The organism is Cellulomonas sp. S1-8 (genome assembly GCF_026184235.1).
Taxonomy (GTDB): domain Bacteria; phylum Actinomycetota; class Actinomycetes; order Actinomycetales; family Cellulomonadaceae; genus Cellulomonas.
This window is the reverse complement of the sequence record NZ_CP110806.1, coordinates 766,025-778,242: the sequence shown is the minus strand read 5'-3', so window position 1 is coordinate 778,242 and position 12,218 is coordinate 766,025. Positions and strand designations below refer to the sequence as shown.

Below are 12,218 nucleotides of genomic sequence, written 5' to 3'. Positions count from 1 at the left end.
GCCCCCTTCTGAAGGGTGGTGAGAGAGCAATCCAGCCACCCCTCCCGCGCGAGAGAGCGATCCAGTCGTCGCGGGGGCTCCCCCGCCCCGCGCTGGATTGCTCTCTCGCCAGGAGTGGGGGGACGACGAGAGGGTCGGCACCGTGGTGCCGACCCTCTCGTGTGCGACGCGCCCCCCGACGCGTCACGACGAGTGCTCAGTGAGCGTCGTCGTACGCCTTCTTGACCTCGGCGGAGATACGACCCCGCTCGGAGACCTGGTAGCCGTTCGTCTTCGCCCACTCACGGACCTCCTGGGCCTCGTTCGAGCGCGCGGTGCGCGACGACGAGGTGGAGGAGGAGCGCCCGGCCGAGCGACCGGAGGACCGGCCGCTCACCTTGCGTGCGCTGCCGACCCACTGGGCGAAAGCGTCGCGCAGCTTGGCGGCGTTGTCGGACGTGAGGTCGATCTCGTACGTCACACCGTCGAGCCCGAAGGTCACGGTCTCGTCCGCCGTCCCGCCGTCGACGTCGTCGACCAGCAGGACCTGCACCTTCTGTGCCATGGAATGCTCCCGGGCATAGTGAAATTGCTGACGCGCACACTGTCTCACCCGAGTTTGTGCGCGTCAAACGCTCCGGCAATTCTCAGACTTCTGTGCTGCTCGTCTCATCGTCCTGCGCGTCCATGCGCGCGACCGCCTGACGTTCCGCCCGGTCCGCGTTGATGATCGCGCGCATCGCGAACCAGAAGATCAGACCGACGCCGACCGACGGCAGCAGCGCCGCGAGAACTGCATCCCAGCCGTTCACGAGTCCTCCAGCTTTGACAACGTCAGACCTGCGGCTTCACGAGTGGAAAGACAATCGTGTCACGGATGCCGTGACCGGTCATCGCGATGAGCAGGCGGTCGATGCCCATGCCCATGCCCCCCGACGGCGGCATCGCGTGCTCCATCGCGGCGAGGAAGTCCTCGTCGATCCGCATCGCCTCGTCGTCGCCCTTGGCGGCCAGCAGCGCCTGCGCCTCGAAGCGCTCGCGCTGCACGACGGGGTCGACGAGCTCGGAGTACGCGGTGGCCAGCTCCATGCCGCGGACGTACAGGTCCCACTTCTCGACGAGGCCGCGCTCGGTGCGGTGGTCGCGCGTGAGCGGCGACGTCTCGACGGGGAAGTCCCGGACGAACGTCGGCGCCCACAGCGTCGAGCCGACGTGGTGCTCCCACAGCTCCTCGACCAGCTTGCCGTGGTTGCGCTGGGACGGGGCGAGCTCGAGGTCAGCGGCCGCGAGCAGGGCCAGCAGCCGCTCGTCGGACGTGTCGTGGGTGATCTCCTCGCCCAGCGCCTGCGACAGCGACCCGTACATCGTGAGCGTGGCCCACTGCCCCCCTAGGTCGTACTCGCTGCCGTCCGCGAGCGTCACGACCGTCGTGCCGAGCGCGTCGAGAGCGGCGGTCTGCACGAGGTCCTGCGTGAGCGCCGCCATGGTGTCGTAGTCGCCGTAGGCCTCGTACGCCTCGAGCATGGCGAACTCCGGGGAATGCGTGGAGTCCACGCCCTCGTTGCGGAAGTTCCGGTTGATCTCGAAGACCTTCTCGACACCGCCCACGGCCGCCCGCTTGAGGAACAGCTCGGGGGCGATCCGCAGGAACAGGTCCATGTCGAAGGCGTTCATGTGGGTCTCGAACTGGCGTGCGGCCGCGCCCTCGGGACGCACCTGCAGCATCGGCGTCTCGAGCTCGAGGAATCCGCGGCGGTAGAAGTTCTCCCGCAGCGACCGCACGACCGCCGAGCGCAGCCGCACCATCTCCCGTGCACCTGGACGCACGATGAGATCGACATAACGCTGCCGGACGCGCGCCTCCTCGGACATCTCGGTGCCCTCGTACAGGTTGGGCAACGGCCGGATCGCCTTGGCGGCCATGCGCCATTCGTCGGCCATGACGCTGAGCTCACCGCGGCGTGAGGCGATCACGCGGCCGTGCACGAAGAGGTGGTCCCCCAGGTCGACGTCGGCCTTGAACGCGGCGAGCGCGTCCGCGCCGATCTCCTTCTCGCTGAGCATCGCCTGCAGGCGGCTGCCGGCGCCGTCCTGCAGCGTCGCGAACGCGAGCTTGCCGGTGTTGCGCAGGAACACCACGCGACCCGCGACGCCCACGAGGTCGTCCGTCTCGGTGCCCGGCTCGAGCTCCGGGTACGCGGCGCGGACCTCCGCGATCGTGTGCGTGCGGGGCACCGACACCGGGTACGCCTCGACGCCCGCATCGAGGAGCCGCTCACGCTTGGCCTTGCGGACCCGCATCTGCTCGGGGACGTCGTCCTCCGCGGGGGTCGCGGGGTCGGCGGCGGACGTCGGGGGCGCGGGCGTCGGGGAAGCGGGCTCGGTACGGGCGGTCACCGGATGATTCTACGGGCGCGGCTCGCGCTCCCCGGCGGGCACGGTGCCGGCGGACGGCGCCGCCACCGACCGTGGGTCGAGGTCCAGCGCGACGTCGAGGATGGGCGACGAGTGCGTGAGCGCGCCGACCGACAGGTAGTCGACGCCCGTCAGCGCGACCTCGCGCGCCCGGTCCAGCGTGAGGTTGCCGGTGGCCTCGAGATCGACGTGCCCGGCCCCACCCTCCCGGGCCCGGACGCGCGCGACGGCGGCCTGCAGGGTCGCCGTGTCCATGTTGTCGAGCAGCAGGAAGTCGGCACCGGCGTCGAGCGCCTCGTCGGCCTGCGCGGGCGTGTCGACCTCGACCTGCACGGCGACGTCGGGGAACCGCTCGCGCACGGCGCGCACCGCGGCAGCGACCGACCCGGCCGCGACGACGTGGTTGTCCTTCACCATCGCGACGTCGTACAGGCCCATGCGCTTGTTGGTGCCGCCGCCGCACCGCACGGCGTACTTCTCGAGCGCGCGCAGCCCCGGCGTCGTCTTGCGGGTGTCGAGCACCCGCGCCCCGGTGCCGCTCAGAGCTCGGGTCCAACGGTACGTGTGCGTGGCGACACCCGACGCGCGCGACACCAGGTTGAGCAGCGTGCGCTCGGCGACGAGCAGCACGTGGGTCGGGCCCTCGAGCGTCGCGAGGACCGCGCCGCCGTCGACGACGGCGCCGTCGCGCACGTGCCACGTCACCGTGGCACGCGGCAGGCCGAGGCGGTGGGAGACCTGGTCCAGGACCTCCGGGACGACGACGAGCCCGGCGATCGCCCCGGCCTCGCGCGCGACCACGTCGGCGCGCCCACGAACCGCAGCGTCCACCGTGGACTGCGTCGTGACGTCACGGCCGGGCGCGGGGCCGAGGTCCTCGTCGAGCGCGACCGCGACCAGGCGGGTCAGCGCGAACGGCTCGGGTCCGACGTCACCGGGGAGGACCGGTCCGTCGTGGGGCGCCGCTCCCCCGGTGCTCGGCGCGTGGATCGCGGCAACGTCAACGGCGGGCTCACGGTCGGTCGGCACCCGCTCACGCTAGGCCATGCACCGCCGCCCACCCCCGCCGAGCGGCACACCACTCCCCGGATGACGCCCCGATCGGGTACCAAGGTCCCGCTCGGCGAGGGGGTTGGGCGGCGAACGGAACCTGGGTACCCGCACGCGACGTCGTTCGGTGAGGGAGGTTCCGCTCGGCGGGGGGCTGGGAGGGGGTGGGGACGGGTGGTGGGGGTGGGGACGGCGAAGCCCCGCCGGCTGTCGGGGGGGGACAGTCGGCGGGGCTCTGCGTGGGCCGGGGTGAGGTGACGTGTCACCCCGGCCCGCTGCTGCGGATCAGCGCCGCAGCGACTCGCGCATCCCCTCGAGGGTCATCCCGCGGCGTCGTGCGACGACCAGCAGGACACCCGCGGTCAGGACGAGGAGCGCCAGGCCGGCGAGCCCGAGCCCGGCCCCGGTGACGGCCAGGCTGCCGCCCGCGCCCGTCCCAGCGCCGGTACCGGTGCCCGTGCCCGTTCCCGTGCCGGGCCCGCCGTCGACGGGCGCCGCCGCGAGGACGGAGAGCACGGTGTCGGCCAGGACGGTGCCGCCGACCGAACCGCTCACCAGGTAGGTGCCCGGCGCCGTCGACGCCGGCACGGTGACGGTCGTGACGGCCGTGCCGCCCGCACCGATCGTGACGGTCCCGAGGAGCGTCGTGCCCTCCGGGGCCACCGCCGTGCCCGGACCACCGAGCGCACCCGTCGCGGTGACGCCCGCGCCGAGCGCGATCGCCACCTCGGCGCCCGGCTCGAAGCCCGTGAGGGTCACCTGCACCTGCTCACCGGCCCGCACCTGGTCGCTGCTGAGCGTGATGCTCGGCTCGGCCGGCTCGACGGGACCCTCGACGAACGTGGCGACGCCCCAGCGGCCGGTGGACTGGTAGCCCTGGCCCGTCGGGTCGGCCCAGTTGGTGATGCCGAGGCGCGTGCCGCCGCTGGCGTCGTTGACCTGGAAGTCGACCCCGTGCACGGTGTCCGCGCCGCCGAGGCCGAGCAGGCCGATGGCGACCTCCACGACGTACCCGGTGTCCGTGAGGGACGTCGCCGTCCGCACGCGGTCACCCTGCTCGGCCGGCCCGTTGCCGAAGGACACGGCGTTGTCGGCACCGACGCGCAGCTGCATGTCGGTGGGCAGGTAGGTGCCGTTCTTCGCGTTGCCCAGGTCGAGGTAGATCTCGACCGAGTCCTGCTCCCACGGCTGGGTGGCCGTGGCGTCGATGTCGGGGTCGGTCACGTCCATGAGCACGTAGAGCGTGTCCGTGTCCCACATCGTGCGGACCTCGGCGGTCGCCGTGCCCGTGCCGTTGACCTGCTTGCCCGTGAGGATCGCGGGGAGAGCGGTCCACACCTCGTCCACGGCACCGTCGACGTCGGGGATGTCCGCGGCCGCGTAGGGGACCTCGACGGAGGACAGCGGCTCGACGAGCGACAGCGAACCCGCGCTGCCGGACCAGGACGTGACCTGCTCGCCCTGGACGACGCCCAGGTTGAACGCGAGCACGTCGCCCTGCTCGGCGCCGTCGAGCGGCGCCTGCAGCACGACCCGCAGGCCGTCGCCGTGCTCCGCCCAGACGCTGGGCAGGTCACCCTCGCCCGTGCGCACGACCTCGTAGGTCGTCTCGCCGACCGTGACGCGCAGGGCGTCGGTGGTCGCCGGGACCTCGGCCAGGACGGTCAGCGTGTCCGCCGTCCAGCGGGTCTGCAGTCCCCCGGCGACGCCGTCCTCGCCGATCGGCTCGAGCGGCAGCTGCTCCCACTCGGGTGCGGACGGCGCGGCGTCGTCGACGGCGACCAGGCCACCGAACGAGTCGGCCGACGCGACCCGGCCCGGCAGCTCGAGACCGGCTGCACCGTAGTAGGCGGGCTTGGCCTGCAGGCGGTCGTCGAACAGCAGCGGCGCGCCGTTGTCGACCACCCAGCTGCGGCTGTCGTAGAGACCCCACACCGTGACCGAGAACAGGGAGTCCGCCTTGGCGCGGAACACGTCGAACGCGTCGCGGTAGTAGTAGCCCTGCTCGATGAGCTTGGCCTCGGTCACGGGCGTACCCGTGGCGACGTCGAGCTCGGTGACGGCCTGGGTGACCGGGAGCGCCTCGAACCGCGTGAGCGCGGCCTCGAGCGCGGAGATCGGCGTCGTCAGGCTGACGTGGAACTGGTGGCCGACGCCGTCGAGCGGCACGCCGCGCGACAGGAGCCGCTCGACGAGCGCGAAGTACCGGTCCTGCTTGCCGACGGCCTCGGTGCTGTAGTCGTTGATGAACAGCGTGACGGGACGGCTGTCCCCCGGCACCGCGTACATCTCGTTGAACGCCTCGTTCGCGTACGTGAACGCGAGGTCGATGAAGTTCTCGCCCAGCACGTTGAACCACTGCGACCGGCGCAGGCCGTCGGGGTTCTCGCCGCCGTCGGCGACGACCTCGTTGACGACGTCCCACGCGACCAGCGGGTTGGTGTCGGAGCCGAACAGGCCGTACTCGTCGGACAGCGCCTCGGCGACCGAGAAGATGTGCGTGCGCATGCGCTCGCTCAGGATCGCCTGGTCCTCGGGGCTGGAGGTGAGCAGCTCACCGTCGTCGCCGAAGAACATCCAGCCCGGGTTCGCCGGCGTGCCGGTGGCCGGGTCGGCGTCCGTCTGGCCCGGGTTCTGGCCGTGCCAGACCAGCACGTGCCCGTAGACCCGCAGGTCCTCGGCCACGGCGGTGTCCATGAGCGTCCTGGCGACGGGGTTCGTGCGGAACGAGCGGTCCTCGGCGTACCAGGCGTACGGCTTCATGTGGTTCTCGGCCGTGATCTGGTTGAAGTGCAGCGCCGCGAGCTGCCCCGGCGCGCCAGTGGTCTCGCGGTCGTCGATCGCGACGCCCATCGGGAACGGCACCGTCTCGTGCAGCGGCGTGAGGTCCTGGATCTCGACCTCGGGCGCCTCGCCCATGATGACGACGTCGTCGACGAGGAAGCTCGTCGTGGCGCCCGCGGCCTCGAAGTAGAGGTCACCGCCCGTGACGGCGTCGCCGCGGACGTAGGTGCCCGTCAGCTCCACCCAGGCGTCGTCCGTCACGGCGACGTCCTCCGTGACCCCGGTGTACGCCTCGGGGGTCTCGGCGACGGTCACCTTGACGGTGGTGTCCTCCTCGCCCGGGGCGAGCTTCACCCACGCGGTCAGGTCGTACGTCCCGCCGCTCACGAAGAGCGAGGCGATGGAGGTCGCTGCACCGTGCCAGTTGGCGGTCCGCCCGGCGACCAGCATGCTGCCGGCACCCGTGTGGAAGTCGTCGGTCGTCCGGGTGGCGGTCGCGTCGCCGCGACCTGTCCACGGGGCGACGCTCGTCTCGAAGTCGCTGCTGAGCACCAGGTCCGCCGCCGCGGCGCCGGCAGCGGTGCCGACCACCGCCAGTGGAGCTGCGACGAGAGTCGCCGCCATCCCGATGCCGATAGTTTCGAGCACCTTGCGGTGCCGTGCCTGACCCATTGACGCTCCCTTGCGCAGAAAGTCTGATACTGCGCGGCCACCGTAAGCGGCAACAGGGTCATACGGCCAGCGGTAGACCCTCCCGCCCGTCCAACGTTGCACAACCGAGACCGAAAGTTTCCGACACCCCACCCCGCCGACCGGAACCCGACTCCCCGTCGGGGTGCCCGTTCGGGGAGTCGGGTTCCGGTCGGCGCGGCGTGGAGGCGGGTACGGCGGAGCCCCGCCGGCTGTCGGGGGGGATCAGCCGGCGGGGCTCTGCGTGAGGGCCGGGGTGAGGTGACGTGTCACCCCGGCCCGCTGCTGCGGGTCAGCGCCGCAGCGACTCGCGCACCCCCTCGAGGGTCATCCCACGGCGCCGGGCGACGACCAGCAGGACACCGGCGGTCAGGGCGAGGAGCGCCAGGCCCGCGAGCCCGAGACCGGCACCGGTGACGGCCAGGCCGGAGCCCGTGCCGGTACCGGCGGCCGTGCCCGGTGCTGCCGCGAGGACCTGCAGGGCCGCGTCGGCGACGACCGTGCCGTCGACGGCCGCGAGCACCAGGTAGGTGCCCGCTGCCGTGCCGGCCGGGATCGTCACGTTGCTGACACCCGTGCCACCCGCACCGACGACGACCGTCGCCAGCTGCGTCGTCCGTCCGGGCGCCGCTGCTGCGGCACCCACACCTCCGAGACCACCCGAGGCCGTGGTGCCGGCACCCAGGGCGAGCGCGACACGGTCACCGGGCTCGAAGCCCTGCAGCCGCACCGAGACCGCCGTACCGGCCCGCACCTGCGAGGCACCGAGCGTGATCCTCGCGTCGGGACGCGGGTCCGTCGGTCCCGCCGTCGGCGTGGGCGAAGGCCCGGCCGTGGTGGTCGGGTTCGGCGTCGGGCCGGTGGTCGGCTCGGGGCTCGTGGTCGGCTCCGGGCTCGTGGTGGGCTCCGGGCTGGTGGTGGGCTCCGGGCTCACCGTCGGAGTCGGGGTCACCGTCGGGGTCGGCTCAGGCCCGCCGGCCTCGACGAGCCGGCCCACGCCCCAGTGGGCGTTGGACTGGTAGCCCTGGCCCGTCGGGTCGGCCCAGTTGGTGATGCCGAGGCGCGAGCCGCCGGACGCGTCGTTGACCTGGTAGTCCAGGCCGTGGAACGTGCCGAGGCCGCTCTCCTCGAGCAGGTCGACGGAGAGCTCGACCAGGTAGCCGTCGTCGGTCCGGCTGGTGGCCGACTCGACACGGGCGTCCTGGACCGCCGGGTCACCGGCACCGAACGACACGACGTTGTCCGCGTTGATGCGGATCTGCATGTCCTCGGGGCGGTAGGCGCCGTTCTTGTAGTTCCCCGCGTCGACGTAGATCTCGACGGAGTCCTGGATCCACGGGTCGCTGCCCGTGACGTCGATGTCGGGGTCGGTGACCTCGGCGAGGATGTACAGCGAGTCGTCCCGCCACAGGGTGCGGACCTCGGCGACGGCCGTGTTGGTGCCGGAGACCTGCTTGGCGGTCACCACACCGGTCGCGTCGTCCCACACGCCGTCGACGTCGCCGTCGATCTCCGGTGCCACGGACGCCTGCGGGGCCTCGAGGTACGACAGCTCCTCGAGGAGGGTCAGCGTGCCGGTCGCGTCGGGCGAGCCCGACCAGGCCGTGACGTCGTCGCCGTCGGCGATGCGCACGTCGAACGACAGGGTGCCGCCCTCGGTGGCGCCGTCGAGCGGCAGGTGCACGACGGCCTGCCAGCCGCCGTCGACCTCGGTGACGACGCCGTCGACGTCGCCCGTGCCGTCACGGTTGAACGCGAAGGTCGAGTCGTCGACCTGCAGCTCGAGCGCGTCGGCGTCGTCGTTGGTGACGTCCACGAACACCGCCAGGGTGTCCGGGGCCCAGCGCAGCTGGAACGCGCCGGCGTCGCCGACGGGGATGAGCCGCAGCTGCTGCCACTCGATCGCGGACGTGGCGTCCTCGTCGATCGCGACCTCGCCCGCGAAGGCGTTGGCCGTCCGGATGCGGCCCGGCAGCTCGGCACCGGCGGCACCGTAGTACGCCGGCTTCGCCTGCAGGAGGTCGTCGAAGAGCAGCGGGGCGCCGTTGGCGTTGACCCAGCTCCGACCGTCGTTCAGACCCCACACCGTCACCGAGAAGAGGCTGTCGGCGTGCGCCCGGAAGACGTCGAACGCCTCCTGGTAGAAGTAGCCCTGGTCGATGAGCCGGGCGTCGGTCACCGGCGTGCCGGTGGCGACGTCGAGCTCGGTCACGGCCTGGACCACCGGGAGCGACTCGAACCGCGTGAGGGCGTTCTCGAGCGCCGAGATCGGCAGCGTCAGGTTGACGTGGAACTGGTGGCCCACGCCGTCGATCGGCACGCCGCGCTCGAGCAGACGCTCGACCAGGGCGAAGTACCGGTCCTGCTTGCCGACCTGCTCGGTGTTGTAGTCGTTGATGAAGAGCGTGACCGGACGGTCGGTACCCGCCGCCGCGTACTCCTCGTTGAAGGCCTCGTCCGCGTAGATGAACGCGAGGTCGATGAACTCCTCACCGAGGATGTTGAACCACGCGGACCGCCGCAGACCGTCGGGGTTCTCGGCCCCGTCGGACACGACCTCGTTGACGACGTCCCAGGCCACGAGCGGGTTGGTGTCCGACCCGAAGGCGCCGTAGGTGTCGTGCAGGTTCTCCGCCACGGCGAAGATGTGCGTCCGCAGCCGCTCCCGGAGGATCGCCTGGTCGGCCTCGCTCGACGTCAGCAGCTCGCCGTCGTCGCCGTAGAACATCCAGCCCGGGTTGGCCGGGGTGCCCGTCTCCGGGTCCGCCGCCGTCTGGCCGGGGTTCTGGCTGTGCCACACGAGCACGTGGCCGTAGACCCGTGCGTCGTTGGCCACGGCCGCGTCCATGATGGCCGTCGCCTGCGGGTCGATCCGGAAGTTCCGGTCGTCGTCGTACCAGGCGTAGGGCTTCATGTGGTTCTCGCCCGTGTACTGGTTGAAGTGCAGGTTCGTCAGCTCGGCGGGCGAGCCCATCGTCTCGCGGCTGTCGATCGCGATGCCCATGGGGAACGGCACCGTGTCCTTCAGCGGCGGGAGGTCCTCGATCGTGATCGGGCCGGGGCTCGTGATCGAGATGTCGTCGAGCAGGAACGTCGACGTGTTGCCGGCGTTGCCGCCGTCGTACGCCGTCTCGAAGTAGATCTCGGCCGCGGTCTCGTACGACGGCAGCGAGAACGTGCCGGCGACGCGGGTCCACTCGGTCGACAGCCCCGTGAGGCTGGCGAGGTTGCCGTAGGCGCTGGTGCCGCCCGTCTCGGTGCGGACGCTCAGCGTCGCGTCGCCGGGCTCGCCCTCGAACTTGATCCACGCCTCGAACTGGTAGGTCTGACCGGCGGCGAGCAGGCCCGTCACGTCGTACTGCAGACCCTGACCCTGGTGGACGCGGTCCGAGATGCGTGCCGCGCGGGCGGAGTCGTGCCCGCCCTCCTCGGTCACGCCGACCGTCGCGGCGCCCTCCTCGGTGGCGCGCGGCGCCCAGCCCTGCAGCGTGCCGTCCTCGAAGTCGAAGGACAGGTTCGTGCCGGAGCCCTCACCGTCCGCGCCGCCCTGGGGCAGCGTGAACGTCCAGCCGTCGGCCAGACGCTCGGAGACGACGGTGCGCGTCGCGGCGATCGACGCCGCCCGCCCGCCGTCGCCGGAACCGCCGCCGTCGTGCACGAGGACGATGCGTCCCGGCACCATGGCCGCACGCAGGTTCGCCGTCAGGGTGGCCTCGTCCTGGGTCTCCCAGTCGGAGATGGTGTTGGACACCGCGAGCGGCTGCATGCCGAGCGCGACGGCCACGGGGATCGTCTGGCCCCACGAGCCGTTGGGCGCACGGAAGTACGGCACCTTCGCCTCGGGGTCGCCCAGCGCGGTGCGGATGATCGCGAGGTTCGCCTTGAGGTCGGCCTCGACCTCGGCCTTGGACAGCGCGCCCATGTCGGCCCAGCCGGTGCTGTGGTTGCACAGCGTGTGGCCCTCGGACACGATCCGGCGGAGCAGGTCCGCACCGCCCGGGGCGGTGACCTGCGACCCGATGACGCAGAACGTCGCCGGCAGGTCGTTCTCGCCGAGGAAGTCGAGCAGGTCGCTGGTGTCGGTGCCGCTCGGGCCGTCGTCGAACGTCAGCGCCGCCACGTTGCCGGTGCCGCGCGCGGCGCCGACGGGGGTGCTGGTCGGGTCGACCGCACCGCCGAGGACGAAGCCCTCGAGGTCCGGCTCCCAGTCGTCGGTCACGGTCTGGCCGGTGATGACGACGTCGTCGACGAGGAAGCTGGTCGTCGCGCCGGCGGCCTCGAAGTAGAGGTCACCCCCGGTGACGGCCTCGCCGCGCGTGTACGTGCCGGTGAGCTCGACCCAGTCCTGGTCGGTCACGGCGACGGCGGGCACGACCTGCGTGTAGGCCTCGGGGACCTCGGCGACGGTCATGTTGACCGTGGTCGACGCCTCACCGGGCGCGAGCTTGACCCACGCGGAGACGTCGTACGTCGAGCCGGCCGCGAAGAGCGACGCGATCGGCGTCTGCGCACCGTGCCAGTTGGAGGTCCGGCCGCTGACGAGCATGCTGCCCTCGCCGGAGCGCGCGTCGTCGGTCGTGCGCGCGGCCGTGGCGGCACCGCGGCCGACCCACGGCGCGACGTCGGACTCGAAGTCGCTGCTCAGGACGATCTCGGCCTCGCCACCACCGCCGTCGGCGGCGGGACGCGTCACCTCGATGTCGTCCACCAGGTAGGTGTAGGGCGCGGTGATGTCGGCGGCGCCCAGGGCGCCGGTGCCCAGGTAGACCTGCCGCGTGCGGTCGTCGGCGGGCGTGTAGACGCCCGTGACCGTCGTCCAGTCCGCGGCGGAGATCGTCGTGTTGCCGACCCACGTGTAGTCGGTGTCGACGACGAAGCGGATGTCGGCGGTGCCCTCGGTGCCCTCGGGCAGCTTGGCCTGCATCGAGAACGTGTAGGCGACACCGCCCTCGTAGGCGACCTCGGGCGACTTGATCCCGTGGAAGTCGTTGGCGCGGCCGGCCACCTCGAGGGCCTTGCCGCTGTCGGTGTCGACGTAGCCGAGGGTGACCTCGCCTGCGGTGCTCCAGGTCCCGATCGTCTCGTCGTCGAAGTCGACGCCGAGCACGACCTGCGAGTCCGCCGCGCCGGCAGAGGTGCCGATCACGACCATTGGCGCGGCGACCAGGGCGGCTGCTGCCGCACTGACACCGATAGTTTCGAGCACCTTGCGGTGCCGGGTCCGACCCATTGACGCTCCCTTGCGCGCAGAAAGTCTGATATCGCCTGGCCAACGTACGCGCCAAACTGGACATACAGCC

The 12,218-nt window shown here is 71.9% G+C and carries 6 protein-coding genes; all 6 read right to left on the bottom strand.

Annotated features, from left to right (window positions below; genetic code table 11):
• Positions 1-196: 196 nt before the first annotated feature.
• Positions 197-544, bottom strand: coding sequence for a histone-like nucleoid-structuring protein Lsr2 (locus OKX07_RS03550; protein ID WP_265630483.1), 348 nt, complete (start codon positions 542-544; stop codon positions 197-199).
• Between the two features lie 82 nt (positions 545-626).
• Positions 627-791 carry a hypothetical protein gene (locus OKX07_RS03545; RefSeq protein ID WP_265630482.1) on the bottom strand — a complete coding sequence of 55 codons (165 nt, stop codon included), beginning with the start codon at positions 789-791 and terminating at the stop codon, positions 627-629.
• A 22-nt stretch (positions 792-813) separates the two neighbouring features.
• Complete coding sequence (gene lysS / locus OKX07_RS03540; protein ID WP_265631792.1) at positions 814-2,280, bottom strand: lysine--tRNA ligase; 1,467 nt, start codon at positions 2,278-2,280, stop codon at positions 814-816.
• 105 nt (positions 2,281-2,385) lie between these two features.
• Entirely contained in the window at positions 2,386-3,303 is a 918-nt protein-coding gene (gene nadC / locus OKX07_RS03535) for a carboxylating nicotinate-nucleotide diphosphorylase (RefSeq protein WP_265631791.1), read from the bottom strand.
• A 426-nt stretch (positions 3,304-3,729) separates the two neighbouring features.
• Complete coding sequence (locus OKX07_RS03530) at positions 3,730-6,900, bottom strand: endo-1,4-beta-xylanase (RefSeq protein ID WP_265630481.1); 3,171 nt, start codon at positions 6,898-6,900, stop codon at positions 3,730-3,732.
• A gap of 310 nt (positions 6,901-7,210) precedes the next feature.
• Positions 7,211-12,148, bottom strand: a complete 4,938-nt coding sequence (locus OKX07_RS03525; protein ID WP_265630480.1) for an endo-1,4-beta-xylanase — start codon at positions 12,146-12,148, stop codon at positions 7,211-7,213.
• Between the last annotated feature and the right edge of the window lie 70 nt (positions 12,149-12,218).